Source organism: Amycolatopsis sp. NPDC024027 (assembly GCF_040638975.1).
In the GTDB taxonomy this organism is placed as follows: Bacteria; Actinomycetota; Actinomycetes; order Mycobacteriales; family Pseudonocardiaceae; genus Amycolatopsis.
In genome coordinates this window covers 318,737-344,637 of sequence record NZ_JBEZYY010000007.1, presented here as the reverse complement: position 1 = coordinate 344,637, position 25,901 = coordinate 318,737, and the positions used below count along the sequence as shown (strand labels likewise).

Below are 25,901 nucleotides of genomic sequence, written 5' to 3'. Positions count from 1 at the left end.
CTGGTTCGCGGAGAGGGAGGGACCACATGGCTACACAGTTCCCGGAGCGGGTGCACTACCACTCCGGCGGTGGCGGTGACACCGGCGTGTTCGGGTACATCGTGCTCGGGCTGATCGTCCTGGGCGTCATCGTGTTCATCATCGCGGTGATCGTCCGGGTGTCGAAGATGCGCCGCGAAGAGGCGATGAAGAACGGCGGGCAGTTCCCGCCGAACCCGGGCTTCCCGCCGCAGCAGGGGTTTGCGCAGCCGGGATTCCCTCCGCCACCGGGTTCTCCGCCACCGGGTTCTCCGCCGCCGTCGCAGGGGTTTGCGCAGCCGGGTTCGCAAGGTTTCGCGCAGCCTCCGTCGCAGGGATTTGCGCAGCCGGGCTTCGCGCCGGGACACCCGCCGCCTTCGCCGCAGCAGGGGTTCCCGCAGCAGCCGGGCTATCCGCCGGCGCCGCAGCAGTTCGCACCGCAGGGGCCGTCGTTCCCGCCGCAGCAGCAGTTGCCGGGGCCGGGAGCGGGTCCGCAGAGCTGGTGATCGTCCCCTTCGACAGCAGTTCGCCGGTCCCGCCGTTCGAGCAGGTCCGCTCCGGGCTCGCGACGCGGATCAACGACCGGAGCCTGGCCGTCGGCACGAAGCTGCCCACGGTCCGCCGGCTGGCGGCCGACCTGGGCATCGCCCCGAACACGGTGGCGAGGGCGTACCGCGAGCTGGAGGAAGCGGGCCTGATCGAAACCCGCGGCCGCGCAGGCAGCTTCGTAGCGGCGGCGGGCGACCAGAGCCGCCGCCGAGCCCAGCAGGCGGCGGCGGAGTACGCGAAGACCACCCGTAGGCTCGGCCTCGACGACGCCGAGGCGCTGTCGATCGTCCGCGCGGCACTCGACGAGGGGAAGAGCTGATGGTGAGCGTGCTGATGCTGCTGATCATCCTGGTGGTGATCGCCGGCATCGCCGGGGTGGTGCTGCTCATCGTCAATGCGAGCAAGCCGAAGCAGCCGCCGTACCCGGGGTACCAGCAGCCGGGATATCCGCCGCAGCAAGGCTTTCCGGGACAGCAGCCGCCGGGCTACCCGGGGTATCCCGGGCCGCAGCAGGGTTATCCCGGCCAGCAGCCGCCTGGATTCCCGGGGCAGCAGCCGCCGTACCCGCCGCCGCCGGGCGGTTATCCCCCGCAGCAGTAGCGCGCAGCCTTCGAGGGCCGCCATCAGGGCAGCGATGCCGCGATGGCGGCCTTCAGCCATTCCGGGGCCGCACACCGTCCCGCGGCCCGCCTTGCAGCAACCCTCGGCCGCACACCGCCCCACGCCCCGCGCCGCAGCAGGCCGCCGCACACTGCCTCGCGCGCCGCCCCCATTCCCGGGCGCAACGGGCCCGCGGCCGCACACCGCGCCGCAGCAGCCCACCGCCGCCCCACGCCCGCGCCGCGGCACCCCTGGCCGCCCCGCTCCGCCCCCGCCCTGCGCCGCAGCAACCTCCGCACACTGCCTCGCGCGCCGCCTCCCAGCCAGGCCGCGGCAACCCGCCGCCACACAGCACCCCCGCCTCGCGCCGCAGCGACCCGCGGCCACACCACCGACTCCCGCCCGCGACCACCGCTCGCCGCCGCGGCTTCGGGGTCACATCGCGCGGTAGTCGCGCAGCTCGATCCTCGGCCCGAACCGTGGCCGCGTGTGGCCGGCCGCCTCCAAGTACCGGACCGCTCGCTGCCGCTGCGGTGCATACGGGGCCAGCACCTCCGCCATCCCCGCGTCGTCGAGCTTCGTGCCCAGAACCGCGTTTCCCACCATCGAGGGGATGTTGTAGTCGCCGAAGCTCACCGCGTCCGGGTCGCCCCAGGCGCGCTGGGCGATCTCCGCCGCCGTCCAGACTCCGATGCCCGGGACCTGGCGCAACCAGTGGCGCCCCTCGAGCCCGCGCAGCTCCACCGCCCGCTCCAGATGACCCGCCACGCGCGCCGCGTTCAGCAACGCCGTCCGGCGCTTGATGTCGACCCCCGCGCGGTGCCAGTGCCAGTCCGGCAGCGCCCTCAGCGCCGCCGGTGTCGGGGGCACGCGCAGCCGCTCGGGCGCCGGGCCGGGTGGGCGCGTGCCGAAGCGGCGGCACAGCTCGGCCCACGACCGGATCGCCTCCTTACCCGCCACCTTCTGCTCCAGCACGGCGAGCACCAGCCAGTCCCACACCACCCCGGTCGACCCGAGCCGCAGGCCGGGGTTCGCCCGCCGGGCCCGTGCGACGACGTCGTGGTGCGCGACGAACCCCGCATCGTCGTCGTCGGCCCCCAGCAACGCCGGCACCCCGCTCAGGAGCCGGTCCTTCGCCTCGCCCCAGGCCGCGGCCTCGATGCGGCCGTCCGGGCAGCGGCGCAGCGCCAGCGTTCCGGGGCCGTCCGGGGTGTTCGACGCGAGCCAGGTGATGCCGCGCTCGTCGGTGAGGATGTTGAGCGACCCGCGGCCGCGCTTCAGCGGACCCAGGACCCGGCCCAGGTCGACCTCGAACGCGGGACGCCAGAACACCGGGCTACGCGTCGCTCGAAAAGCGGACGGATCCGTCAGGCAGGACGACGTCCGGCCAGACGCGGGCACCGTCCAAGAGCTCACAGCCGGCCCCGACGGACACGCCGTCGCCCAGCACCACGCCGCGCAGCACCGCGCCGGCGCCGACGCGGGCGCCGTGCCCGAGCACCGAACGCTCGACGATCGCGCCCTCGGAGACCGCCGCGCCGTCGAACAGGACCGAGCCGTCGATCTTCGCGCCCGGGCCCACGACCGCGGCGACGCCGATCGTCGACCCGCCGGACAGCTGGGCGTCCTCGGCCACCGACGCGCCGTCCAGGACCAGGAAGTCGCCGGGGCGGCCGGGCAGCGCCGACGTCGGCGCCAGGCCGCGCACCAGGTCGGCCGAGCCGCGCACGAACGCTTCCGGCGTGCCGACGTCCAGCCAGTACGACTCGTCGACGAAGCCCTGGATGTGCGCGCCCTGCGCCAGCAGCTGCGGGAACGTCTCGCGCTCGACCGACACCCGCCGCCCGGTCGGGATGGCCTCGATCACCGGACGGCGGAAGACGTAGCAGCCGGCGTTGATCTGGTCGGTCGGCGGGTCCGGCGTCTTCTCGAGGAACGCCTGGACGCGCCCGGTCTCGTCGGTCGGCACCGACCCGAACCGGCTGGGGTCCGGCACGCGCTGCAGGTGCAGGGTGACGTCGGCCTCGGATTCGCGGTGGACGCGCAGCTGCTCGCCGAGGTCCGAGCCGGAGATGATGTCGCCGTTGAAGACGATCACGTGGTCGGCCCGCAGCCGGTCGTAGACGTTCCGGATCGCGCCCGCGGTGTCGAGCGGCTCCTCCTCGACGACGTACTCCAGGTCGAGGCCGATGGCTTTGCCGTCGCCGAAGTACTCCTCGAAGACCTCCGCCCGGTAGCTCGTGCCCAGCACGACGTGCCGGATGCCGGCCTCGCGGATGCGGGAGAACAGGTGGCTCAGGTAGGGGGTCCCGGCGGTGGGGAGCATCGGCTTCGGCGCCGACAGCGTCAACGGCCGGAGGCGCGTGCCCTTGCCCCCGACCAGCACGACGGCGTCGACAGCGTCGGTTCGGACCTCGGACGTCACGGAAATCTCCTCTTTTATCACGCACCGCTGAGCGACAAGCCGCGGGAAACCCTGACGGAGGTCGCCCGGAGGGCCTACCCTAGACAGGAAACAGGCGGGCCTTTCCCCAGAGGGCCCCGGGTCAGTCGGGAGGCCGAGGGGATGGACCCCCGCGATCGGGCGGACGCCCTGCTCGCACGAGCCCAGGCGCGCGGTGTGTTCGTCGTGACACCCGACAGCGCGACGTCACCGATGGACTCGTCGAACACCCAGCAGATCCCGCGAGCGCAGATCGACGGGCTCGACCGCAGCCGCGACCCCGACACGACCACGCAGCTGCCGGCGTCGCTGATCGAGGAGAACGACCACCCGCTGGCCGGCTCGGCGCCGACGCGGCGGATGGAGGTCCAGGGTGGCCGCCGCCCGCAGCAGACGACGCCGCTGAGCACGCCGTCGCCGACGACGCCGCTGCCCACTCCGATGCCCCTGTCCCGCCGGCCCCAGGCCGAGCAGGTCACGAGCCCGCTGAAGGAGCCCGGCCCGGAGGACACCGGCCTGGTGCCGACGGTGACGCAGAACATCGGCAAGTCCGACCTTTCGCGCCGGCTCGACGGGATCTAGCGGGTTTCCAGCTTCAGCCGCAGCGCCAGGCCGAGCTTCACGGCGGCCAGCACCGGCTTCCAGGCGAGCCCCTGGTGGCGGTCGGCGAGGTAGCGGTAGGCGCTGGCGTGGTGCGCCGCGAGCATCTTCTTCGACGCCTGTGACGTCGAGTGGCCGCCTTCGTGCGTCACCCGCGAGGTCGGCGCGTAGACGTTCAGCCAGCCCGCCTTGGCCAGCCGGTCGCCGAGGTCGACGTCCTCGAAGTACATGAAGTAGCGCGTGTCGAAGCCGCCGACGGAGTCGAACGCCTCCCGGCGGATCAGCTGGCACGAGCCGGACAGCCAGCCCGAGGTGCGCTCGACCGGCGTGCCGCTCTCCTGCCGGTACTGCTTGGTCCAGGGGTTGCCGGGCCAGACCTTCGCGAAGACGGCGTGCCCGATCCCGCGCCCGAAGGACGGCAGGAGCCGGGCCGAGGGGTAGACCGTGCCGCCGACGTCGTGGATCAGCGGCCCGAAGGCACCCCCGCGTGGCCACCGCCCGGCGACCTCGAGGAGCGCGTCGAGCGACCCGGGCTCCCATTCGAGGTCCGGGTTGACGACGACGACCCAGCCGTAGGAGTCGTCGAGCTCGGCGACGCCCCGGTTCGCGGCGGTCCCGTAGCCGACGTTTTCCCCGATGGTGAGCAGCTGCACGTTCGCCCGGTCGGCGGTGACCCGCTCGAGGGCACCCTCGACGGACGCGTTGTCCGCGACGACCACCTTGACCTCGCGCTCGGTGGCCTTCTCGAGGGTGTCGAGGAACCGCTCGATGGTGTCCTCGGAGAAGTAGGTCACGGTCACGACGCCGACATCGTCGCCATAGCGGGATTGCTCAGTCACCCGGCCATTGTCCACTCGTCACGCAGGGCAACCCCGCCACCCCGGGGGCCGTGACGGAAGCGCCGGCACGCGTGATCGGAAAGCCGGCACGCGTGATTGCGAGGTCGACACACCGAGCGAGCCGGTTGTCGCCGTGTCGCCCCTTCGATCACGCGAGTCGACCCCTCAATCACGCGTGTCGGCTTCTCGAGCACGGTTCAGCGGGTGCGGAGGTGCCGGGACCAGGCTTTCGCGTACGCCTCCCGATGGCGTTCCGCAGTCGTGGCCCACGAGAACTCCTTCGCGCGCTGCTGCGCGGCCGTCGCCAGCTCGGCCCGCCGCCCCGGGTCCGCGAGCAGCTCACCGAGAGCGGCCGCGACGTCGCCGGCGCCCACCCCGCAGTAGGCCACCGCGTCGCCGCCCACCTCCGGCAGGGACAACCGGCGCGTGGTCAGGACGCACGCGCCGCACGCCATCGCCTCCAGGACCGGCAGGCCGAACCCCTCGCCCAGCGACGGGTACGCCACCAGCTCCGCGCCGCCGAGGAAACCCGCCAGCGTGCCGAACGGCAGGTAGCCCGCCCGGATCACGCGCAGCCGGTGCGGGACCGCGTCCAGCGCCCGCTCCACCTGGGTGTCCCAGCCCGGCTGGCCGGCCAGCACCAGCGCCGGTGCGTCCGGGCGGCCGGCGACCGCGCGCGCGAACCCGCGGATCAACGCGGGCACGTTCTTCCGCGGCTCCAGCGCGCCCAGGAACGCCACGTACGGCGTCTTCCCCAGGCCGACGGCCGCGCGCGCCGCCGCGACCTCCGCCGGGGACGGCGGGTGGAAGCGCTCGCTGTCGACGCCGTGGTGAATCACCTCCAGCAAAGCGTGCCGGACCGGACCGACCCTGGCCAGCTCCGAGGCCGTCGCCGCCGAAGGCACTACGCACAGTGTCGCGCGGCGAAGCGCCGTCGCCGTCCACGCGCGGAAGAAGCGGGCCTTCACCGAGGAGTGCAGCACGGCGTCGGTGAAGAACGTCGCGTCGTGCAGCGTGACCACCGACGCGGCCGAGGTCGCCACCGGCATCGTGTAGTGCGGCGAGTGGACGACGTCCGCGCCGAGCCGGCGCGCCAGCCGCGGCAGGGTCGCTTGCTCCCAGGTCAGGCGGGCCGTGCGGGTGCTCGTGGCCGGCGACGCGGGGACGACGCGCGAGCGCGGCGCCAGCTGGTCGTAGAGCTGCAGATCGCGGGGCTGGCAGACGACGGTGATCCGCGCCCCGTCCGTGTCGAGGGCGGCGACGAGCGAATCCACGTACCGCCCGACACCGCCGCGGTCCGCGGGAACCGCGGTCGCGTCGATCAGCACCCGGGGATCGTCGCTCACCCCTGCAGGGTACGGCGGCGCCTCCACGCCATGGTGGGGAACTGGCAAACCGGGCTGGTGAGCGGCTCAGTCGTGGGGTCGCCGGTGGATCGCCCAGACGGCTTCGGCCGCGCGACGCCAGGTGAACGCCTTCGCCCGCTCTCGTCCCGCCCGGGTCAGCTCCGCCGCCCTCGCCGGCGAACCGAGCACTTCGCGCAGCGCGGAAGCCAGCGCCGCGGCGTCCCCTCGGGGCACCATGACACCGGCCCCGCCGGCCACCTCGGCCAGCGCCGGGACGTCGGTGTGCACCACCGGCACCCCCGCCGCCATCGCCTCCAGCAGCCCCAGCCCGAACCCCTCGGCGAGGCTCGGCACGGCCAGCACGTCGGCCCGGCGCAGCACGGTCGCCAGCTCGGCGTCGGTCACCTTCCCCAGCATCCGCAGCCGGTCGGCGGGCAGGCCGCGCTCGGCCGCCAGCGCCACCGGGTCGATGCCGCCCCAGCCCGGCTGGCCGGCCAGCACGAGCACCGTGCCCTCCAGCGCCGCGACCGCGTCGACCAGCACGTCGATGCCCTTGCGCGGCTCGATCGTGCCGACGGCCAGCACGTACCGCGCCGGGAGGTCCAGTTCGGCCGAGCCGGAGAGCACCCGGACGCCATGCGGCACCACGCGCACCGGGACGTCGACGTCGATGAGCACCGCGAGCTCGTCCGCGACCGCCCGCGTCGGCACCACCAGCCCGGACGCCCGCCGCGCGGCCCGCGCGATCATCGACCGGTGCCAGCTCACCCCGCGCGCGGTGAGCGTCTCGGGGTGGGTCCACGGCACGGTGTCGTGCACGGTCACGCTCAGCGTCTTCCCGGCCGGGGCGCGCGGCGGCGCGAACGGCGTCGGCGCGTGCACCGCGTCGCCGCCCGGCCACCAGCGCAGGCCCGCCTGCCACGCGGCGACCAGCGCCCGCGGCGGGATCCGCAGCACGCGGGGGCCCTCGACGCCGGACACGCGGGCCGCGCCGACATCGGCGTGCCGCGCGACCACGCTGGACACCGTCCAGCCCGGCGGCGCGGTCTTCGCGAGCGCGGGGAGCAGCTCGGCCGTGTAGCGCCCGGTGCCACCGGGCACGGGCGCGAGGAGCTGCTCGGCGAGCACGACCAGTTCGGGCACGCGGCTATTGTGCGGGACGTGACCGCGAATCCCGCCACCACGGTGGTAGTCGTGACCTGGCGGGGTGCCGGGCACATCACGGCCTGCCTGGACGCGCTCTCCGCGCAGACGCGTCCACATCGGACGCTCGTGGTCGACAACGCCTCCGCCGACGGCACCGCCGCCCTGCTCGCGGCCCATCCGTCGCGCCCGGAAGTGCTCCGCCTCCCGCGCAACACCGGCTACGCGGGCGCCCTCGCCGTCGCCGCCGGGAAGGTCGGAACGCCACTCATGGCCTGGCTGAACGACGACGCCGAACCGGCGCCGGACTGGCTCGCGACGCTGGAGGACACCCTCGAGAAGGCGCCGCTGGCCGCCGCGGCGACGTCCCGGCTCGTGCGCCCGGACGGCAGCACGCAGTCCGCCGGCGTCCGGTTGACCGCCGACGGCCACGGCGCCGACGTCACCGAGCCCACCGGCGAGGTGTTCGGCTTCTGCGGCGGCGCGGCGCTGCTGCGCACCGACGCGCTGAAGAGCGTGCACGGCGTCCCGGCCGGATTCTTCTGTTATTACGAGGACACCGACACGGCGTGGCGGCTGCGGCTGGCCGGGTGGGACGTCGTCGCGGCGCCGGACGCCCGCGTCCGGCACGCCCACGGCGTCAGCAGCGAGCTGGGCTCGCCGCTGTTCCACCGCTGGAACGAGCGCAACCGGCTGCTCATGCTGCTGCGCTGCGCGCCCCGCGCCGTCGCGGTGAACCAGCTGCTCCGGTTCGCCGTGTTGACAGCGGTGCTGCCGCTGCGTTCCGGGCGGCCGGCGGCGCCGAACTTCCGCTTCGGCCTGCGTTGCCGGGTCCTCGCCGAGGTGCTCTTGCGGCTACCTGCGGCGTTGCGGGCGCGGCGCAAGATCACCCGCCGCGCGGCGCTCGGCCGAGGCGCGGTCTGGGAGGCATGGGCAGGCCTTTAAGCTTGCGCCAGGATCGACGACGAGGAGCTGGCTTTGGCGCAGGGGGATCCGCAACCGCTCGTCTCGGTGATCGTGGTGAACTACCACGGCGCCGACGACACGATCACCTGCCTGCGCGCGCTCGCCGAGCACGACTACGCCGAGCTCGAGCTGATCTGCGTCGACAACTCCGCCGACGAAGCCGAAGCCGCCCGCATCCGCGAGGCCGTCCCCCGGGCCCAGGTCGTCGAGGCCGGTCGCAACACCGGTTTCGCGGGTGGCTGCAACCTCGGTGCGAAGCACGCGAAGGGCACGGTCCTCGGCTTTCTCAACAACGACGCCCGCCCCGCGCCCGGCTGGGTCTCCGCCGCCGTCGCCGAGCTGCGCGCCCAGCCCCGCGTCGCCGCGGTGGCCAGCAAGGTCCTCGACTGGGACGGCACCGGCACCGACTTCGTCGACGGCGGCCTGACCTGGTTCGGCATGGGCTACAAGCGCCACGCCGGTTCGCCGCTGGCCGACGTCCCGGCCGCCGAGCACGAGGTCGCGAAGGACGTCCTGTTCGGCACCGGCTCCGCGCTGTTCGTCCGGGCGGGCGTGTTCGCCGAGCTCGGCGGCTTCGACGAGCGGTTCTTCATGTTCTACGAGGACGTCGACCTCGGCTGGCGGCTCAACCTGCGCGGCTGGCGCGTCCGGTACGTCCCGGCGTCGCTCACCTACCACCGCCACCACGGCACGATGGCGTCGGTCGACGCGCCCGAGACCGGCCGCGAGACGTTCCTGCTGGAGCGCAACGCCCTGGCCGCGCTGTACAAGAACCTCTCCGACGAGACCCTGGCCCGCGCGCTGCCCGCGGCGCTCGCCCTGGCCGTGCGCCGGGCCACCGCCCGCGGCGAGCTGGACGCGACCCAGCTCGACCTCGAACACGGCGTCGGCCCGATCGAGTCCGGCGACGTCGCCATCCCCCGCACCACGCTCGCCGGGCTGCTGGCCATCGACCAGTTCGTCGAGCAGCTGCCGTCGCTGGCCGCGTCCCGCGCGGTCGAGCAGGCGGCCCGCGTCCGCACCGACGCCGACCTGCTTCCCTTGCTGCGCAAGGCTTTGGAGCCCGCGTACCCGCTCCCGCGCTACCTGGCCGCGCACGACATCCTCGTCGAGGCGTTCGGCATCGAGAAGGCCTTCGGGCAGCGCCGGAAGATCCTGGTGATCACCGGGGACGCACTCACCGAGCGGATGGCGGGCCCGGCGATCCGAGCCTGGAACATCGCCCTCGCGCTCGCCGCCGAACACGACGTCCACCTCGTCACCACCAATCCCCTCGCGACGCCGCCACCGGCACCGTTCCGGGTGAGCGCGGGCAAGCACCGCGAGCTGGACGCGCCGATCGCCTGGGCCGACGTCATCGTCCTGCAGGGTCACGTGCTGGAGCTGGCGCCGTCGCTGAAGAAGCAGCACAGCGGCAAGATCGTGGTCGCCGACCTGTACGACCCGATGCACCTGGAACTGCTGGAGCAGGGCAAGGGCGTCGCGGACGACCAGCGCGCGGCCGACCTCGCCGGCGTCACCCGCGTCCTCGACGCCCAGATCGAGCGCGGCGACTTCTTCCTCTGCGCCTCCGAGCGGCAGCGGCACTTCTGGCTGGGGCACCTCGCCGCGACCGGCCGGCTTTCGCCGCGTCTCTACGACGCCGACCCGACGACGCAGTCGCTGCTCGCGGTCGTCCCCTTCGGCCTGTCGCCGGAGCCGCCGGTGCGCACCGGGCCGGGCCTGCGCTCGTCGCTGGGCATCGGCGGCACCGACCACGTCGTGCTGTGGGCGGGCGGGGTGTACAGCTGGTTCGACCCGCTGACCCTGGTCCGCGCGATCGAGAAGCTGCGGCGTCGCCGCGGCGACGTCCGGCTGGTGTTCCTCGGGATGAAGCACCCGAACCCCGAAGTCGCCGAGATGGACATCGGCACCCGGACGATCCGGCTCGCGGATTCGCTGGGGCTGACCGGCAAGCACGTCTACTTCAACGAGCAGTGGGTGCCCTATAACGAGCGCCAGAACTGGCTGCTCGACGCGAACTGCGGCGTCACCACGCATTACGAGCACGTCGAGACGACGTTCGCGTTCCGCACCCGCGTCCTGGACTACCTGTGGGCGGGGCTGCCGATCGTCACCACCGACGGCGACGCGTTCGCCGACCTGATCCGGGCGGAACGGCTCGGCGTCGTCGTCCCGGCCGAAGACGACGACGCCTTGGCCGACGCGCTCGAAAAGGCGTTGTACGACGAGGAGTTCGCCGCGGGCTGCGTCGAGCGGCTCGCCGTCGTCGCGCAGCGGTTCGCGTGGCCCGAGGTGCTGAAGCCGCTGGTGGAGTTCTGCCGCGACCCGCGGCCGGCGGCCGACCGGCTGCCCGGCTCGGCGGACCTGGTGACGACGCCGCCGGTCCGCGGCCGGGCCGTGCTGCGGCGGGACGTGGACCTGATCCGCGAGTACCTCGACGCGGGCGGGCCGCGCGAGCTGGCGCGGCGCGTCGGCGGCCGGGCGATCAAGATCGCGAAGCAACGGCTCCGCCGTGGCTAGGTCACTGAGCGTCCTCCTCGACGGCACCCCGCTGCTCGGCGCGCGCACCGGGATCGGCCGGTACACGTCCGCGCTGATCGAAGAGCTGGTGTCGATCCCGGAGGTCGACACGCGTGCGGTGGCGTTCACGCTGCGCGGCTGGCGGCGGCTGCGGCACGTGCTCCCGTACGGCGCCCGCGCCCGCGGGATGCCGGTGGCGGCACGGCTGCTGCGGATGGCGTGGCTGCGTTCGGACTTCCCGCCGGTCGAGGTGTTCGCCGGCCCGACGGACGTGGTGCACGGCACGAACTTCGTGCTGCCGGGCCGCTTCCGCGCGGCCGGCGTGGTGACGATCCACGACCTGGCCTTCCTGGACAACCCGGAGGAGCTCGCCCCGAGCGACAAGGACCTCCCCGCCCTGGTCCGCCGCGGCGCCCGCCGCGCGAACGTCATCTGCACCCCGACGGCGGCCGTGGCGGACGCGGTGGCGGAGCGCCTCGACGTCTCCCGCGACAAGATCGTGGTGACGCCGCTGGGCGTGAACCCGGCGTGGTTCACCGCCCGCCCCCCGGACGACGAGCGCCGGGCCCGCTTGGGCCTGCCCGCGCGTTATCTGCTGTTCGCCGGGGCCGCGGGGCCCCGGAAGGGCTTGGACTGGCTGACCCGGGCGCACGACTCGGCGCCGGACCTGCCGGACCTGGTGTTCGCGGGCCCGGGTCCGTTCCCGCGTGGGGCCCGGAGGTGCCAGACCGGCTATCTGTCCGATGTGGACCTGCGCACGGTGGTGGCCGGAGCTTCGGCTCTGGTGCTGCCGTCGCGCGACGAGGGGTTCGGGTTGCCGGTGCTGGAGGCGATGGCGTCGGACGTCCCGGTGGTCTGCACGGACATCCCGGCGTTGCGCGAGGTCGCGGGCGAGTGCGCGAGCCTGGTCCCCTACGGCGACGTGGACGGCTTGGCGGAGGCGTTGAGGACGGCGGTGACGGACCCGCACGCGGTGGCGACGTCGGCATCGAGGCGAGCGCACGCCGCGAACTTCACGTGGCGCACGTGCGCGGAGCTGACGGTCGGCGCGTACCGGCTGGCTTCAGGCCGGCACTGACCCGTTGTAGGCAGCGAGGACGTCGCCGAGCGAACCACTCCGGCTGCGGCCCCGCGTCGGCTCGTAGATGCCGGCCAGCCTTGCCGAGCACGCGTTTCTTCATCGACCGGGTCTCGGCGCCGAAGATCGGGAAGTCGGCGTAGGCGTTCCGCACCTCGATGCGGCTTTCGTCCGCCTCAGCAGGCGCGCAGCCGGCGTCCCCGGAGAAGCTCCTCGTCACTGTGAAGGATCAGCTGCTCAACCGCCTGGGGACAAGCGTCGGCGAACCACTCCGCGACTCGGGTTGCGCGCGGTCGTCGGCGCGTTCACCCAGGCGTTGGCGGGCACCTGGGCCGCCGAAACGACCGAGATGACGCTGGCCTACTTGGCGCTCGCGAAGTAGGCGGCCAGCGCCTCTTCCCACGACCGCAGCGGCGTCAACCAGGCTTCCTTCCAGGAGGACGGGGACAGCACCGAGTAAGCCGGTCGGGCCGCCGCCTGCGGGTACTCCGCCGACGTGCACGGCCGGACCCGCGCGGGGTCCGCGCCCAGGTGCTTGAAGATCGCCCGCGCGAACCCGCACCAGCTCACCTCACCCGCGTTCGTGCAGTGCAGGATCCGCCCCTCGGGCCCGTCACCGGCGGCCACCCGCGAAGCCAGCTCGAGAAGTCCCGCGGCCAGCTCGGCCGTCCACGTAGGACCGCCGATCTGATCGTCCACAACGGACAACGTCTCCCGCGAAGATTCCAGCCGGGTCATGGTCTTCACGAAGTTCGAGCCGGAATGCCCGTAGAGCCACCCGGTGCGCACCACCCACGACGCCGCCCCGGACCCGAGTACCGCGTCCTCGCCCGCCGCCTTCGTGCGGCCGTAAGCACTGCGCGGCCCCAGCTCGTCGGAAGGCTCGTACGGCTGGGATGCGTCACCCGAAAAGACGTAGTCCGTCGACACGTGGATCAGCGGTACCCGCCGGGACGCGCAGGCCGCCGCCAGCACTCGCGGCCCGTCCGCGTTCACCGCGAACGCGCGCTCCTCGTCGGTCTCCGCCGCGTCGACCGCCGTGTACGCCGCCGCGTTGATCACCACCGGCGCCGAACCCGCTTCCCGGGCCCGCTCGGCCAACGCCCCGACCGCGGCCAGCACCTGGCCCGTCGCCGTCACGTCCAGCTCGGCGGAACCGGGGGCCACGACGTCCACCGAAGGGGACGCCAGCGCGGCGAGATCCCGGCCGAGCTGCCCGGAACCCCCGGGCACAAGCACCGTCAGCGGCACAGACATTCCTTTACTTCTTCAGCGCGGCCCGCGCGGCCAGCGGCTCCCACCACGCACGATTGTCCCGGTACCAGGCCACTGTCTCGGCCAGGCCGTCCTCGAAAGAGACGCGCGGAGCGTACCCCAGCTCCTCGTGGATCTTGGTGATGTCCACCGAGTACCGGCGGTCGTGGCCCTTGCGGTCCTCGACCGGCTCGACGCTGTCCCAGCTCGCGCCGACCGCCTCCAGCAGCTTCTCGGTCAGCGAACGGTTGGTCAGCTCGGTGCCGCCGCCGATGTTGTAGATCTCGCCCGGCCGCCCGCCGTCGGCGACCAGCTGGATGCCGTGGCAGTGGTCGTCCACGTGCAGCCAGTCGCGGACGTTGAGCCCGTCGCCGTAGAGCGGCACCTTCCCCCCGTCGAGCAGGCTGGTGACGAACAGCGGGATGACCTTTTCCGGGAACTGGTACGGACCGTAGTTGTTGGAACACCGGGTGATGCACACCGGCAGCCCGTGGGTGCGGAAGAACGACCGCGCCACCAGGTCGGACGACGCCTTCGACGCCGAATACGGCGAATTCGGCTCCAGCAGGTGGTCTTCGGTCCACGAACCGCGCTCGATCGAGCCGTACACCTCATCGGTGGACACGTGCACGAACTTGCCGACGCCGGCTTCCACGGCCGCCTGCAGCAGGTTCTGCGTGCCGAGCACGTTCGTGAGCACGAAGTCGGCCGACCCGAGGATCGAGCGGTCCACATGGGACTCCGCCGCGAAGTGGACGACGAGGTCCACGCCCGTCATCACCTCGGTGACGAGCGCGTTGTCGCAGATGTCGCCGCGGACGAACCGCAGCCGCGGGTCGGCGGCGACCGGGGCCAGGTTGGCCTCGTTGCCCGCGTAGGTGAGTTTGTCCAGCACCACCACCTCGGCCTCGCGCAACGCCGGGTAGGCGCCGGTCAGCACCTGCCGGACGTAGTGCGACCCGATGAAGCCGGCACCACCGGTGACCAGGACCCGCATCTCCACGCCTTTCCTCGCACCCCCGGACGGGGTCATCCGCCCCCCAGCCTACGGAGGTCCTACAACAGCCTCAGTAGAGTCTCGAGTGGAGACACACTGGTGTCCTGGGGGAAGCACGGGGTCACAGGGGAGGAAGCGCGTGACCGAACAGGCTGCGCCGACCATCCCGGCGCGCCGGGGGCAGCACACCGGCCGTGGTGCCGCCCTCGTCGCCCGCCGCGGCGGCAAGGCCGTGGTTTCCCTGCTGTCGGTGGCCGTTCTGGCCCTGACCTGGTACGGCTGGCAGTACATCGGCGACCCCAACACCGGCCTGACCACCACGAACGTCTTCGCCGACACCGAGGCGCACGCGAAGCCGCTCGACGGCGCGGTCGACATCCTCCTGGTCGGGCAGGACAGCCGCACCGACGCGCAGGGTAACCCGCTGCCGGGCGAGGTGCTGGACATGCTGCACGCCGGCGTCTCCGACGGCGAACTGAACACCGACACCATGATCCTCGTGCACATCCCCCAGAACGGGAAGCACGCGATCGCGGTCTCGTTCCCCCGCGACTCGTGGGTGGAACTGGCCGGCGGCTTCGGCAAGCACAAGCTCAACAGCGCGTTCGTCTACGCGTACACGGACACTTACCGGGCGTTGCAGCGCCAGGGCATGACCGACCTCAAGGAAGCCGACAAGCAGGCGAAGGTCGCCGGGCGGAAGAACCTCATCGCCACGCTCGAGAAGTTCATCGGCAAGCCGGGCATGATCGACCGCTACGCCGAGGTCAACCTGGCGAGCTTCTACGAGATCACCAAGTCGATCGGTGGCGTCGAGGTCTGCCTCAAGGGGCCGGTCAAGGAAACGAAGTCCGGCGTCGACCTGCCGGGCGGCCGCCAGACGATCGAAGGCGTGCAGGCGCTCGCCTTCGTCCGCCAGCGCTACGGCCTGCCCAACTACGACCTCGACCGGATCGCCCGCCAGCAGGCGTTCCTCTCCGGCCTGGCCCGCAAGGTGCTCTCGACCGACGTGCTGACCAGCCCGGTGAAGATCGCCGACCTGGTGTCGGCGGTGAAGAAGTCCGTCGTGCTGTCGCAGGGCTGGGACCTGACCGAGTTCGCCGCGCAGATGCGCGGCCTGACCGGCGGCAACATCGAGTTCCACACCATCCCCACCCTGGGCAACGCGACCATCGGCGGCGCCGACGTGCTGCGCGTCGACCCGGCCCAGGTGGCGGCGGAGGTGGCGCGGCTGACATCGGACGGCAGCGCTCCGGCGGGCGAGACGCCGGCGCATCTGCCCGGCGCGAACGCCGTCACGGTCGAGCTGTTCGACGGCTCGGGCGCGCCGTCGCTGGCCGGCCAGACGCACGGGATGCTGCAGGGCAAGGGCTTCACGCTCGCCGCCGACCAGCGGCTGGCCGTCCGCAACACCACGGTCGTCCGGTACAACCCGGCCGACGACACCGCGCTGGGCCTGGTCAAGCAGGCACTGGGCACCGCGGCGCAGGCCGAGCCGGACCGGGACGTCCCGGCCGGGCACGTGCGCGTGCTGCTGGGCAAGGACCTCCGGAACTCGGCCGCCGGCCCGGGTGGCGCACCGACGTCGACGGCGGCCAAGCCGACGGCCACCGCGCCGGCGGCGTCCACCCCCGCCGCGCCGCCCATCACGGCGGGCGACGTTCCCTGCGTCAACTAGACTGGGTACGCAGGGTGTTCGGGGGAGGTAGGCCGGCGTGGCAGACGAGCAGGAAGAACCGGAGGCGACGGCCGATCCGGTGACGGACAGCGACGACCACCGTTCGCGGGAGTCCGGGTGGCGAAGCCCCCGGCTCGGGGCGAAGCCCCGGACGGCACAGAAGCCGTCGCCGTTTCCGCGGCAGGCTCCCGGTGCGCCGCCGTCGCGGATGCGTCGCGTGGGCCGGGTGAGCCGCCGGGTCGCGGTCGGCCTGGTGTCGCTGCTCGCGCTCGGCGCCAGCGGCTACGTCTACGTCACCAAGGACCAGCTGCAGCGCACGGTCCCGACGACCGACGCGCTCACCCCGCGGGCCGGCGAGCCCGCGCCGCCGCCCGCGGACGACGGCGCGGACGACATCCTGCTCGTCGGCAGCGACGCGCGCACGGACGCACAGGGCAACGCGCTGCCGGCACGGGTGCTCCGGCAGCTGCGCACCGAGGCCAACGACGGCGCGGTGAACACGGACACGATGATCCTGCTGCGGGTGCCGAAGAACGGCGGCAAGCCGTCGGCGGTCTCGATCCCGCGCGACACGTGGACGGCCATCCCGGGCCGCGGCGAGGCGAAGATCAACTCGGCGTACGGCATCGCGAAGGCGCACTTCGCGCAGGCGTTGCGCGGGCAGGGCGAGCGCGACCAGGCGAAGATCGAGCGCGACTCCGACACCGAGGGTCGCCGGGTACTGGTGCAGGCGGTGCAGGACCTGACGCAGGTGCGGATCGACCACTACGCGGAGATCAACCTGCTGGGCTTCTACCTGCTGACCGAGGCGCTCGGCGGCGTCAAGGTGTGCTTGAACCACGCGACCGAGGACAAGGATTCGGGCGCGAACTTCCGCCGCGGCCAGCAGACGGTCTCGGGTGGCGAGGCGCTGTCGTTCGTCCGGCAGCGGAAGAACCTGCCGCGCGGCGACCTGGACCGGATCGTGCGGCAGCAGGCGTTCCTGTCGTCGGCCCTGCACCAGCTGCTTTCGGCGGGCACCCTGACCAGCCCGGGCACGCTGAACGACCTGATGGACGCGGTGCACCGCTCGCTGACCCTGGACCCGGGCCTCGACCTGCTGCAGTTCGCGCAGCAGGCCAGGGGGATCGCCTCGGGTGAGCTGACGTTCGCGACGATCCCGGTGGTCACGGCGAACGGCCGGAGCCAAGACGGGCAGAGCATCGTCCAGATCGACCTGAAGGCGGTCCGCGAGTTCGTGGCCGGCCTGGCGGGCCGCCCGGCCCCGGCCGCCGCCCAGGCACCCGGCGGCAACTCAGGCGACGGCTCGGCCGTGGTCCCCACCGCCACGACCGGCGGCGGCGCGGGCAGCGGCGCCGCCCCCGCCGCGGCGCCGCTGCTCCGGGACTCGCCCGGAGTTCCCTGCGTCAACTGAAGTCGGCGCGGTGCTCCTCCGCCCACTGGCGGAACGTCCGCGGCGCGTGGCCGGTCACCTCGCGGACCACGTCCGTCACCAGCGACGGCTCCCGCAACGTCCGCTCCCAGGCCCCGAGGACCGACACCGGCACCTCCGCCGGCCAGCCCAGCGCGAGCATGCGCTCGATCGTCTGGTCCTTGGTCAGTTCTTCGACTGGCAACGGCCGGCCGAGGACGTCCGCGAGCACCGCGGCCTGCTCGCGGAACGAGATCGGCTCCGGGCCCGTCAGCGCGAGCGACTTCCCGTCGTGGGAGCCGTCGATCAGGATCCGGGCCGCGACGTCGGCGATGTCCCGCTCGTGGATCGCCCCGACCCGCGAGTCCGGGTACGCCGTGCGGACCACGCCTTCCGCGATGTCCGCGCGCCAGGCCAGCGTGTTCGTCGCGAAGGAGCCCGGGTTCAGCGCCGTGGAAGCGAACGACCCCGCGGCCAAGGCCTGCTCGACCGCGCGGTGCAGGCCCGCGATCCGGCTCTGCGCGGCGTCCGGTTCGAGCGTCGCGGCCGACGACAGCAGCACGACGTGCCGCACGCCGGCCGCTTCGGCCGCCTTCACGAACCCTTCGATCCCTTGCGGCCGCGTGTACAGGAAGGCCGCGGAGACGCCGTCGAGCGCGGGCTCCAGCGTCGAGGCGTCCTCCAGGTCCGCGCTCACCTTCGCGACGCCGTCCGGCACGTCGAGCTTCGCGGCGTCCCGGCTCGACGCGCGGACGTCCTGACCTGCGGCGACGAGCGCGTCGACCACCGCGCGCCCGACGTGTCCGGTGGCCCCGGTGACGAGAATGGTCATGATGCTCCCCAGCTTCCGAGATAACTTTGCTTTCAAAGCAAATGTACTGAGGTCGATCATCCGGTGTCAACCGGCGCCGCGCGCGGTCCGCGCTTTAGCCTTGTCCCCATGAGCCTGACCGACGAGCTGCTGCGCCCGCTGCCGGCCGCCCAACCGTTGATCACCCACTACGACGACCAGCTGGGCAGCCGCGTCGAGCTGTCCGTGGCGACCACCGCCAACTGGGCGGCGAAGACGGCCAACTGGCTGACCGAGGAGTTCGACGTCGAGCCGGGCGACGCCGTGGCGGTGCAGCTCCCGGCGCACTGGCAGACCGTCGGCGTGCTGCTCGGGGCGTGGTGGTGCGGGGCGCGCGTCGTGTCCGAGGGCGCCGGCGCGCGGGTGGCGTTCGTCGGGCCGGACGACCCGGAACCGACCGGCGCGGCGGCCACCGCCGTCGTGACGCTGGACCCGATGGGCCGCGGCCTCGCCGAGCCGCCGGGCGGCGGCGCGTTCGACTACCTGACCGAGTCACGGCTGGCGGGCGACCAGTACCGCCCGCTCTTCCCGATCCCGGGCACCACGTCCGCGCTCTTCGAGTCCACTGTGGACGAGGTGCTGGCCGAAGCCAAAGCCCGCGCCGCGAAACTCGGCCTCACCGCGGCCGACCGGGTGCTGTCGACCCGGGACTGGAGCGGCCCGGAGGGCATCCTCGACGGCCTGCTCGTCCCCCTGGCCGCGGGCGCCCACCTGGTCCACATCAGCAACGCGGACCCGGCGAAACTCGCCTCCCGCCGTGACGCCGAACGCACCACTGCGGACCTCCCGGCGTGAAAAGCGTGAAGGCCACCTCGGGCGAGGTGGCCTTCACGCTTTTCCGGGTTCAGGCGTTCTGCAGTTCGCCGACCTCGGCGTCGCGGCGGGCACGCTTGCGGCCCCACAGCAGGTGGTCGAGCGAGAGCCGGCCACCGTTGAAGCCGAGCGCGAGCCCGGCGAGCGCCAGCACCAGGACCAGCTCGTAACCGCCCTGGCCGGTCAGGCCGTTGTCGATGTGCACCGACAGCAGCGCGCCGACCGAGATGACGACGTAGCCGATGCCGACGAGCGGCAGCAGGAAGCCGACGATGAAGGCGACCGAGCCGAGGATCTCGACGGTCATCGCGAAGACCGCGGCGGCCGTGGGCAGCGGGATCCCCGACATCTCGAAGAACTTCGCCGTGCCGTCGATGCCGTTGTTCCACTTCTGGAGCCCGTGCGCGAGGAAGACGACCGCGACGCCGATCCTCCCCAGCAACAGGGCCACGTCCTTGAATCGTCCGAACATCGGTTTCAGCTCCCGGGTAGGTGAATATTCAACTGACCCGACCCAAAGTAGGGCACCGAGCACCTGGATCCGAAGCTCCGGACGGTGATCGACAGGAAACCGACAGGCACCGCCTCAGCGCTTGTGCGCCCAAGCGGCCGGGAAGCAGTAGGCCCCGAACGCGGCGAGCCCCAGGGCCACCACGGTCAGCAGCACGGTGCCGAAGGGCTGGGCGGCGAGCGTCTTGAGTGCGGCGTCCAGGCCGCCCGCCTTGTGCGCGTCGGCGTTGAACCCGGCGATGGCCAGCAGGATCGCGACGACGGCGAGGACGACACCCTTGGCGAGGTAGCCGGTGGTGCCCAGCCAGCCGACCCAGCGGCGCGACTTGGCCGGCAGTTCGGTCGTGTTGAGGTCTTGGAGGAACTTCTGCTTCGCGCCCTTGATCCCGGCGGCGATCGCCACCCCGAGGACAGCCACCGCGACGAGGACCACCAGGGCGGGCCCGGCCGGCAGCGACAGCAGCTTGCCGGTGAACTCCTGCTGCTTCTGGCTGCTCGACCCCCCGCTGCTGCTGCCGGTGGCGAGCCGGAAGGCGGTGAAGCCCAGCACGAGGACGACGACGCCGCGGGCGGCGGCACCGATCCGCTTGCGCGTCCGCTTCCCGCCGCTGACCCACTCGTAGCCGGTGGCGGCCATCAGGAACTGCCACAGCCCGAAGAGGACCAGCCCGATGGCGACGACCCAGAGCAGGATCTGCCCGAACGCCGTCGAGCCGATCTGCTCGAGCGCGCCCTTCTGGTCGGCCTGCTCACTGCTGCCGAAGGCGACTTGCAGGGCGAGGTAGGCGAGGACGAGGTGTACGACGCCGTAGCAGGCCATGCCGGCCCGGCCGAGCAGTTGTGCGGTGTTGCTCTTCTCGCCGCGTTCGGCGGTGGCCTCTGTCCGGTTCATGCCTTCTGAGTACCCAGCCGGCTTCATGATCGGCTGGGCCGAGTGGGGCAACGTCGTTGCGGCGTTGGGACGAGTGGGGCCGGATCCGCGACCGTCCGGCTACCGGCCGTCGCATGTGGACTCCTGCGGGCAGCGCGGATCACCGCCGCGGTGGGACGATCCCGCGGTGGACACGCGGTTGATCGGGTACTGGTCGGACCAGGAGGTCTACCCGGGCGCACCCGAGTACACCGACCTGGGCTTCCGCGCCGACGGTTCGGGCTGGATGTACTGGGCGAGCTGGAGCACGAAGTTCGTCGTCCACCGGTTCGGCTGGCACCTCCCGGCGCCGGGTGTGCTGGTCGCCCGGCTGCACCTGACCGTCGGCGGCGAGTGGTCGGTCGAGGGCCGGGACGTCACGCACCTGGTCGAGGACCGGGAGGAGGTCGACACCGTCGTCGAACTCGGCTGGACGATCGGACCGGGCCCGGAGCTGACCTTGGACCGCCCGCTGGACGATGTCCTCGGCGGCCTGCGGTTCCTGCCCGGCGAAGGGAACAGCACCGATCCGACGCTGACCGGGCCTTAGGCGGGGCGGCGCCGCACCTCGTCGAGGCCGGCCCAGCCGCCGTTGACCGCGAGCAGCGTCAGCACCTGTTCCGCCTGCTCGGCGAAGCGCGCGAGATCTTCGTGCAGCAGCGTCGCGCGCTCGCCGTCGAGCTGATCGAAGTCGTCGAACCACAGCGAGATGGCCGAGCCCGCCGTGACGGCGAGCCCCTGCGTCAGGCTGAGGAACCCGGACGACGGCGGATCGGCGGCCGCCCGGTAGGCGGTCTCGATCTCGTCGCACGCGGCGAGCAGGTCACGCAGCTGGCGGACGGCGCCGGCCGGGGTCCCGTCCCAGGCGGCGGTCGGCCAGGCGCGATCGGACAGCTCGAGCCACAGCCGCCAGCCGGCGACCAGCTCGGCTTCGTCGTGGGGCGTCCAGGACGCCGGAACCGGCCAATACATGCTTCGAGAGTGACACCGCCGGAGCGGAAATCCGCCCCGGCGGTGGGTTATGTCTCATGTGGCGAAACTCAGCCGATGACGGGCGGCACGAACACGCAGGGCGGCGTCTTCGCGTGCGCCGGATCGAGCGCGTTGAGCACCAGTCCCTGGGCGACGGGGTCGTAGGTGATGCCGAGGTGGTCGGTGAAGTCGAGCCCGCAGACGTTCTGGAGCTGGATGTTCTTCACGTTGGAAGCGGCCTCGAGGAAGGCTCTGGTATACGGCGTCACGACGTCGTCGTAGCGGGTCTGGATGACGGTGTACTGGATACCGGGCGCGGTTTCCCCGCCGGCGTTGAGGTCGGTGAGGAAGTCCGAGCCGACGGCCTGCTCGTTGCAGGCCTGGCAGACGGTCCCGAGCGCGGCCGGGACACCGGGGATCAGTTCGAGGGTGCTCAGCAGCCCGAAGAGATCGGTCCCGTGGTTGGACGGCGACAGCCCGACGAGCCGGCTGATCTTGTCCGCGCCCCCGAGGTACTTGATCCAGTACCGGACGTTCATCCCGCCCTGCGAGTGCCCGACGACGTCGAGCTTGCTCGCACCGGTCCGCGCCAGGATCTTGTCCCCGAAGGCGGCAAGCGCTTTCGCGGTGCCGGCGATCGGCCCGACGGTCTGCAGGAAGCTCCCGGGTGCCCCGCCGAAGTTCCCGGCGAAGACGCAGTACCCGGCGTCGGCGAGCTTCTTCGAGAGGTTGGCCCAGTTCTCGTAGGCGTTGGCGGTGGTCCCGTTGGAGAGCAGGACGGGGTTCGGGTGCCGTTCGGAGGGCTTGCAGTTCCAGTCATTGGCCCCGGGAGGGGCGATGGTGGGCGCCCCGAGCGAGTACAGCGCGGCGGTGAGGATGGTGGGCTGGACGGGCCCGGTGGGTTCTCGTTCCGCCGCTTGGCCGGTCCCCGCCCCCAGTACGAGTGCCACCACCGCGGCCGTGGCGGCCGTGAGCCACCTGCGCGTCGTTGCGCCCATCCGCTTCACCTCTCTGTGAACCGATGGTGACCCGCGTCACCGAGGGTTTAACGCGCGAGTAACTTGTTCGGACCTCCCCCTGGTGAGTGAATTTCCTTCGACCGTCAGAGCGCCGCGCCGAAGTAGGCGGCGAGCTTCTCGACGGTGGGGTCGATGTGCTCCTTCTTGTCGTAGAGGTCGACGTGGCTGGCGCCCTCGACCCAGTGGAGCTCCTTGGGACCGGTGGCGCGCTGGTGGACCTCGACGGCCATCCAGGAGGTGACGGCGCGGGTGCCGGCGATCTGGAGCAGTGGGCGCGGCGCGATGAGCGGGACGGCGTGGAAGGCGTCGAACGAGGCCAGCTTGTCGACGCTCGGCCAGGCGAGGAACTTCGCGGAGCGGTCGCGCTCGCCCCGCGGGGTGCAGTAGTACTCGAAGCCCTCGACGCCGTGCTGCCCGCCGAGCGCACCGGCCTCCGCGGCGGTCTCGGGGAACATGGTCAGCACACCGGGGTCCTCCCCGCGCGCGGCGGCGGTCCGGGCCTGGGCGGCGAGCCCGAGCAGCCCCTGGAAGACGGCCGGGTCCTGGGTCCCGTCGGCGCCACAGCGGAACTGCCGGGCCACATCGACCCCGGAGACGGTGGCAACGGCCTTGACGCGGTGGTCACCTCCGGTGGCCGCGAGCGAATAGCCGCCGGAGGCACAGATGCCGAGCAGGCCGACGCGATCGGCGTCGACCTCCTCGCGGGTGGTGAGGAAGGAGACGGCGGCCTTGAAGTCCTCCACGCGCTGGGCGGGGTCTTCCAGCCCGCGGGGCAGGCCGCCGGACTCGCCCTGGTAAGCGGCGTCGAAGGCGAGGGTGACGAAGCCGCGTTCGGCCATCAGCCGGGCGTAGGTCCCGGCGGTCTGCTCCTTGACGCCGGTGCCGGGGTGCCCGACGACCAGCGCCGGCCGCGGCCCGGAAGCGGGGGTGTCCGGGGTGTGGAGGTGGGCGGCGAGCGGGATGCCGGTGCTGTCGAACCGGACGGTGGTGGTGACCATGGGGCTCTCCTCGAGACGGTGCTGCTGGTGCCCCACCACATTCCGGCGGATTCGGCCCGGGCGGGAGAGACAGGTTTCTGCCCGGGAAAGAACTTGCCCCCCTTCACGCGTCCCGCACCGGCGCCCGTGACCGACACTGGAGACCATGACGCCGGACTCCGATCCGCGGGCGCTGGGAGCGTTCCTCAAGGCCCGCCGGTCCCAGCTGACCCCGCAGGACTGCGGCTTGCCCGAGCCGGAAACGGCCCGCAGGGTGACGGGCCTGCGCCGCGAAGAGGTCGCCCGGCTCGCGGCGATCAGTGTGGACTACTACACCCGCCTGGAGCAGGGCCGCGTCCGCGCCGGTGCTGATCACCTTGGCCCGGGCCCTGCGCCTGGACGACGACCAGCAGCGCTACCTCTACGAGCTGGCCGGCCGGGCCGACGCCCTCCCCCGCCGGCGCCGTCCCGCGCAGCGCGTACGTCCGGCGATGCGCAGGCTGCTCGCCCAGCTCACCGCCACCCCGGCGCTGGTCCTCGGCAAGCGCCTGGACATCCTGGCCTGGAACCCGGCGGCAACGGCCCTTTTCACGGACTTCGAGAGCATCCCCGCGGACCGGCGCAACTACCTGCGCTTGCTGTTCACGAACCCGGCGATTCGAGAGCTGCACGAGAACTGGCAGCACGACGCCCGCGAAGCGGTAGCGGCCCTCCGCATGGAAGCGGCGGCCGACGCGGCCGACCCCGACCTGTCAGGACTGGTAGGCGACCTATCGGTCCAGGACCCGGACTTCCGCAGGTGGTGGGCGGAGCATCACGTCAACACGGCAACGTACGGAACCAAGCACTACAGCCATCCCCTGGTGGGCAAGCTGACCTTGGACTGCGACACGTGGGCCAGCCCGGACGGCGAAGGCCAGCGCTTGATGGTCCTGACGGCAGAGCAGGGCACCCCGTCCCACGACGCCTTGCTGATCCTCACGGCATGGGCCGCGGAAGACAAAACCACGAACAGAACGCAATAAACAAAGGCGACAAAACGCCATCCAGACCCCCGCAACCCCGATCCGAAGCCCAAACACGGCCGGCAGCATCTTGTCAAGGCACGCTTTCCCGCCTTGACAAGATGCTGCCGGCCGTAGTCACAATTCAGGCTTCGGGGTGGCGGACGAGAAGAGAATCAGCCCTTCAGCAAAGCCCGAGCCATGACCACCTTCTGAATCTGGTTGGTCCCCTCGTAGATCTGCGTGATCTTGGCATCCCGCATCATCCGCTCAACCGGGAAGTCCCGCGTATACCCAGCCCCACCGAAGAGCTGAACGGCATCCGTGGTCACTTCCATGGCGATATCGGACGCATAGGTCTTGGCAGCGGAAGCCATGAACCCGGCCCGCTTGTCCCCCCGCTCCGAAGCCGCAGCCGAGGCGTAGACCAGATGCCGAGCCGCTTCGATCTTCGTTCCCATCTCGGCGAGCATGAACTGCACACCCTGGAACTCGGCGATCGACTTGCCGAACTGCTTGCGGTCCTTCACATAAGCAATAGCGGCATCGAGCGCCCCCTGAGCGATACCCAGCGCCTGAGCACCAATGGTGGGCCGGGTGTGGTCAAGCGTCCGCAGCGCCGTCTTGAGGCCGGTCCCGGGCTCACCGATGATCCGGTCCTCCGGAATGGTGCAGTTCTCGAAGTAGATCTCCCGGGTGGGCGAGCCCTTGATCCCGAGCTTCTTCTCCTTCGGCCCCACCGAGAACCCGGGGTCGTCCTTGTGCACGACGAACGCGGAAATCCCGTTGGCCTTCTTTTCGGCATCCGGATCGGTGACAGCCATCACGGTGTACCAGGACGATTCACCCGCATTGGTGATCCAGCACTTGGTCCCGTTCAGCACCCAGTGGTCGCCGTCGAGCCGGGCCCGTGCCCGCATCGACGCCGTGTCCGACCCGGCCTCGCGCTCCGAGAGCGCGTACGAAGCCGACGCCTCCCCCGACGCGATCGAGGGCAGCACCAGCTTCTTCAGCTCCTCCGAAGCCGACAGGATGATCGGCTGCGTCCCCAGCTTGTTGACCGCCGGGATCAGCGACGCGGACGCGTCGACCCGCGCCACCTCTTCGATCACGATGCAGGCGCCGACGGCGTCGGCACCCTGGCCGTCGTACTCCTCACCGATGTGCACGGCGTTGAACCCCGACTTGACCAGCGCGTTGTACGCCTCGATCGGGTACCGCTCGTTCTCGTCGACCTCCGCCGCGTACGGCGCGATCTCCTTCTCGGCCAGGGCCCGGACCGCGGCCCGCAGCTCCTCGTGCTCCTCGGCAAGCTGGTACAGGCCGTCGGTCACTTCCGGTCACCTTCTCTGCAACGTCGGGAGGGGTTCCGTCGATGTTAGCGCTCGTTCACCTGCGTCG

Annotated in this window: 26 protein-coding genes and 2 pseudogenes; 13 read left to right on the top strand and 15 right to left on the bottom strand. The window is 72.1% G+C overall.

The window, feature by feature from the left end; translation table 11 throughout:
* The first annotated feature begins 26 nt into the window (after positions 1-26).
* Genes AB0F52_RS20415 through AB0F52_RS20405 form a run of 3 tightly spaced genes read left to right on the top strand, consistent with a single transcriptional unit; the run spans position 27 to position 1,167 of the window.
* The gene (locus tag AB0F52_RS20415; protein WP_360172940.1) at positions 27-524 is read left to right on the top strand and encodes a hypothetical protein; all 498 of its coding nucleotides are present in this window, start codon (positions 27-29) and stop codon (positions 522-524) included.
* Positions 521-886, top strand: a complete 366-nt coding sequence (locus AB0F52_RS20410; protein ID WP_360172937.1) for a GntR family transcriptional regulator — start codon at positions 521-523, stop codon at positions 884-886. Before AB0F52_RS20415 ends, AB0F52_RS20410 begins: the two co-directional genes overlap by 4 nt.
* Positions 886-1,167: a hypothetical protein gene (locus tag AB0F52_RS20405; RefSeq protein ID WP_360172934.1), complete on the top strand. Its 282-nt coding sequence runs from the start codon at positions 886-888 to the stop codon at positions 1,165-1,167. Before AB0F52_RS20410 ends, AB0F52_RS20405 begins: the two co-directional genes overlap by 1 nt.
* 435 nt (positions 1,168-1,602) lie before the next feature.
* On the opposite strand, the gene AB0F52_RS20400 is transcribed toward AB0F52_RS20405, so the two are convergent.
* Positions 1,603-2,499 (bottom strand): DNA-3-methyladenine glycosylase 2 family protein, encoded by an 897-nt coding sequence (locus tag AB0F52_RS20400; RefSeq protein WP_360172931.1) that lies wholly within the window; start codon positions 2,497-2,499, stop codon positions 1,603-1,605.
* Positions 2,500-2,503: 4 nt separating this feature from the next.
* Entirely contained in the window at positions 2,504-3,592 is a 1,089-nt protein-coding gene (locus AB0F52_RS20395) for an NDP-sugar synthase (protein ID WP_360172928.1), read from the bottom strand.
* A 141-nt stretch (positions 3,593-3,733) separates the two neighbouring features.
* Between AB0F52_RS20395 and AB0F52_RS20390 the strand changes: the two genes are divergently transcribed.
* Positions 3,734-4,192 carry a hypothetical protein gene (locus AB0F52_RS20390; protein WP_360172925.1) on the top strand — a complete coding sequence of 153 codons (459 nt, stop codon included), beginning with the start codon at positions 3,734-3,736 and terminating at the stop codon, positions 4,190-4,192.
* On the opposite strand, the gene AB0F52_RS20385 is transcribed toward AB0F52_RS20390, so the two are convergent.
* The 3 genes from AB0F52_RS20385 to AB0F52_RS20375 all read right to left on the bottom strand — a co-directional run bounded on the left by AB0F52_RS20385 (position 4,189) and on the right by AB0F52_RS20375 (position 7,538).
* Complete coding sequence (locus AB0F52_RS20385; RefSeq protein ID WP_360172922.1) at positions 4,189-5,049, bottom strand: glycosyltransferase family 2 protein; 861 nt, start codon at positions 5,047-5,049, stop codon at positions 4,189-4,191. The genes AB0F52_RS20390 and AB0F52_RS20385 overlap by 4 nt on opposite strands.
* A 197-nt stretch (positions 5,050-5,246) precedes the next feature.
* Positions 5,247-6,377: a glycosyltransferase family 1 protein gene (locus AB0F52_RS20380; RefSeq protein ID WP_360173223.1), complete on the bottom strand. Its 1,131-nt coding sequence runs from the start codon at positions 6,375-6,377 to the stop codon at positions 5,247-5,249.
* 84 nt (positions 6,378-6,461) lie between these two features.
* Positions 6,462-7,538: a glycosyltransferase family 1 protein gene (locus tag AB0F52_RS20375; RefSeq protein ID WP_360172919.1), complete on the bottom strand. Its 1,077-nt coding sequence runs from the start codon at positions 7,536-7,538 to the stop codon at positions 6,462-6,464.
* 9 nt (positions 7,539-7,547) lie between these two features.
* Between AB0F52_RS20375 and AB0F52_RS20370 the strand changes: the two genes are divergently transcribed.
* Genes AB0F52_RS20370 through AB0F52_RS20360 form a run of 3 tightly spaced genes read left to right on the top strand, consistent with a single transcriptional unit; the run spans position 7,548 to position 12,105 of the window.
* On the top strand, positions 7,548-8,483 hold the full coding sequence (locus tag AB0F52_RS20370) for a glycosyltransferase family 2 protein (protein WP_360172916.1): 936 nt from the start codon (positions 7,548-7,550) through the stop codon (positions 8,481-8,483).
* Positions 8,484-8,516: 33 nt separating this feature from the next.
* Positions 8,517-11,027, top strand: a complete 2,511-nt coding sequence (locus tag AB0F52_RS20365; protein WP_360172913.1) for a glycosyltransferase — start codon at positions 8,517-8,519, stop codon at positions 11,025-11,027.
* Positions 11,020-12,105: a glycosyltransferase family 1 protein gene (locus AB0F52_RS20360; RefSeq protein WP_360172910.1), complete on the top strand. Its 1,086-nt coding sequence runs from the start codon at positions 11,020-11,022 to the stop codon at positions 12,103-12,105. The genes AB0F52_RS20365 and AB0F52_RS20360 overlap by 8 nt, the downstream gene beginning before the upstream one ends.
* A gap of 73 nt (positions 12,106-12,178) precedes the next feature.
* On the opposite strand, the pseudogene AB0F52_RS20355 reads toward AB0F52_RS20360, so the two are convergent.
* The 3 genes and pseudogenes from AB0F52_RS20355 to rfbB form a co-directional block, all read right to left on the bottom strand.
* Positions 12,179-12,265: pseudogene (locus AB0F52_RS20355) on the bottom strand (ABC transporter ATP-binding protein); the annotation flags it as partial.
* A 200-nt stretch (positions 12,266-12,465) separates the two neighbouring features.
* Positions 12,466-13,362 (bottom strand): dTDP-4-dehydrorhamnose reductase, encoded by an 897-nt coding sequence (rfbD, locus tag AB0F52_RS20350; protein WP_360172907.1) that lies wholly within the window; start codon positions 13,360-13,362, stop codon positions 12,466-12,468.
* A gap of 4 nt (positions 13,363-13,366) precedes the next feature.
* Positions 13,367-14,356, bottom strand: a complete 990-nt coding sequence (gene rfbB, locus AB0F52_RS20345; protein ID WP_360173220.1) for a dTDP-glucose 4,6-dehydratase — start codon at positions 14,354-14,356, stop codon at positions 13,367-13,369.
* A gap of 139 nt (positions 14,357-14,495) precedes the next feature.
* Between rfbB and AB0F52_RS20340 the strand changes: the two genes are divergently transcribed.
* Together AB0F52_RS20340 and AB0F52_RS20335 are read left to right on the top strand one after the other, a co-directional pair.
* Entirely contained in the window at positions 14,496-16,034 is a 1,539-nt protein-coding gene (locus AB0F52_RS20340) for an LCP family protein (RefSeq protein WP_360172905.1), read from the top strand.
* Positions 16,035-16,071: 37 nt separating this feature from the next.
* Positions 16,072-17,448, top strand: a complete 1,377-nt coding sequence (locus tag AB0F52_RS20335) for an LCP family protein (protein WP_360172902.1) — start codon at positions 16,072-16,074, stop codon at positions 17,446-17,448.
* Here AB0F52_RS20335 and AB0F52_RS20330 read toward each other — a convergent pair.
* Complete coding sequence (locus AB0F52_RS20330; protein WP_360172899.1) at positions 17,441-18,277, bottom strand: NAD(P)H-binding protein; 837 nt, start codon at positions 18,275-18,277, stop codon at positions 17,441-17,443. The two genes, AB0F52_RS20335 and AB0F52_RS20330, sit on opposite strands and share 8 nt — an antisense overlap.
* A gap of 108 nt (positions 18,278-18,385) precedes the next feature.
* Between AB0F52_RS20330 and AB0F52_RS20325 the strand changes: the two genes are divergently transcribed.
* Entirely contained in the window at positions 18,386-19,090 is a 705-nt protein-coding gene (locus AB0F52_RS20325) for a TIGR03089 family protein (RefSeq protein ID WP_360172896.1), read from the top strand.
* A gap of 49 nt (positions 19,091-19,139) precedes the next feature.
* Here AB0F52_RS20325 and AB0F52_RS20320 read toward each other — a convergent pair whose 3' ends face one another.
* Both AB0F52_RS20320 and AB0F52_RS20315 read right to left on the bottom strand, forming a co-directional pair.
* The gene (locus tag AB0F52_RS20320) at positions 19,140-19,580 is read right to left on the bottom strand and encodes a DoxX family protein (RefSeq protein ID WP_360172893.1); all 441 of its coding nucleotides are present in this window, start codon (positions 19,578-19,580) and stop codon (positions 19,140-19,142) included.
* 114 nt (positions 19,581-19,694) lie between these two features.
* Entirely contained in the window at positions 19,695-20,510 is an 816-nt protein-coding gene (locus tag AB0F52_RS20315) for a DUF1206 domain-containing protein (protein ID WP_360172890.1), read from the bottom strand.
* A gap of 166 nt (positions 20,511-20,676) precedes the next feature.
* Here AB0F52_RS20315 and AB0F52_RS20310 point away from each other — a divergent pair, with 166 nt between their 5' ends.
* Positions 20,677-21,078, top strand: a complete 402-nt coding sequence (locus tag AB0F52_RS20310; protein WP_360172887.1) for a hypothetical protein — start codon at positions 20,677-20,679, stop codon at positions 21,076-21,078.
* Here AB0F52_RS20310 and AB0F52_RS20305 read toward each other — a convergent pair.
* From AB0F52_RS20305 to AB0F52_RS20295, 3 genes are all read right to left on the bottom strand, one after another.
* Complete coding sequence (locus AB0F52_RS20305; protein WP_360172884.1) at positions 21,075-21,500, bottom strand: hypothetical protein; 426 nt, start codon at positions 21,498-21,500, stop codon at positions 21,075-21,077. The genes AB0F52_RS20310 and AB0F52_RS20305 overlap by 4 nt on opposite strands.
* Positions 21,501-21,568: 68 nt before the next feature.
* Entirely contained in the window at positions 21,569-22,498 is a 930-nt protein-coding gene (locus AB0F52_RS20300) for an alpha/beta fold hydrolase (protein WP_360172881.1), read from the bottom strand.
* Between the two features lie 104 nt (positions 22,499-22,602).
* Positions 22,603-23,517 (bottom strand): alpha/beta hydrolase, encoded by a 915-nt coding sequence (locus tag AB0F52_RS20295; protein ID WP_360172878.1) that lies wholly within the window; start codon positions 23,515-23,517, stop codon positions 22,603-22,605.
* Positions 23,518-23,662: 145 nt separating this feature from the next.
* Here AB0F52_RS20295 and AB0F52_RS20290 point away from each other — a divergent pair.
* Both AB0F52_RS20290 and AB0F52_RS20285 read left to right on the top strand, forming a co-directional pair.
* Positions 23,663-23,800, top strand: a pseudogene (locus AB0F52_RS20290) (transcriptional regulator); the annotation flags it as partial.
* Positions 23,801-23,861: 61 nt separating this feature from the next.
* The gene (locus tag AB0F52_RS20285) at positions 23,862-24,521 is read left to right on the top strand and encodes a transcriptional regulator (RefSeq protein ID WP_360172875.1); all 660 of its coding nucleotides are present in this window, start codon (positions 23,862-23,864) and stop codon (positions 24,519-24,521) included.
* A 155-nt stretch (positions 24,522-24,676) separates the two neighbouring features.
* On the opposite strand, the gene AB0F52_RS20280 is transcribed toward AB0F52_RS20285, so the two are convergent.
* Complete coding sequence (locus tag AB0F52_RS20280) at positions 24,677-25,834, bottom strand: acyl-CoA dehydrogenase family protein (RefSeq protein WP_360172872.1); 1,158 nt, start codon at positions 25,832-25,834, stop codon at positions 24,677-24,679.
* Positions 25,835-25,901: the final 67 nt, after the last annotated feature.

Coding starts and splice junctions, on each gene's coding strand:
- AB0F52_RS20415 (WP_360172940.1), top strand. CDS start 27: ATGGCTACACAGTTCCCGGAGCGGGTGCACTACCACTCCGGCGGTGGC.
- AB0F52_RS20405 (WP_360172934.1), top strand. CDS start 886: ATGGTGAGCGTGCTGATGCTGCTGATCATCCTGGTGGTGATCGCCGGC.
- AB0F52_RS20390 (WP_360172925.1), top strand. CDS start 3,734: ATGGACCCCCGCGATCGGGCGGACGCCCTGCTCGCACGAGCCCAGGCG.
- rfbD (WP_360172907.1), bottom strand. CDS start 13,362: ATGTCTGTGCCGCTGACGGTGCTTGTGCCCGGGGGTTCCGGGCAGCTC.
- rfbB (WP_360173220.1), bottom strand. CDS start 14,356: ATGCGGGTCCTGGTCACCGGTGGTGCCGGCTTCATCGGGTCGCACTAC.
- AB0F52_RS20330 (WP_360172899.1), bottom strand. CDS start 18,277: ATGACCATTCTCGTCACCGGGGCCACCGGACACGTCGGGCGCGCGGTG.
- AB0F52_RS20325 (WP_360172896.1), top strand. CDS start 18,386: ATGAGCCTGACCGACGAGCTGCTGCGCCCGCTGCCGGCCGCCCAACCG.
- AB0F52_RS20320 (WP_360172893.1), bottom strand. CDS start 19,580: ATGTTCGGACGATTCAAGGACGTGGCCCTGTTGCTGGGGAGGATCGGC.
- AB0F52_RS20315 (WP_360172890.1), bottom strand. CDS start 20,510: ATGAACCGGACAGAGGCCACCGCCGAACGCGGCGAGAAGAGCAACACC.
- AB0F52_RS20305 (WP_360172884.1), bottom strand. CDS start 21,500: ATGTATTGGCCGGTTCCGGCGTCCTGGACGCCCCACGACGAAGCCGAG.
- AB0F52_RS20300 (WP_360172881.1), bottom strand. CDS start 22,498: ATGGGCGCAACGACGCGCAGGTGGCTCACGGCCGCCACGGCCGCGGTG.
- AB0F52_RS20295 (WP_360172878.1), bottom strand. CDS start 23,517: ATGGTCACCACCACCGTCCGGTTCGACAGCACCGGCATCCCGCTCGCC.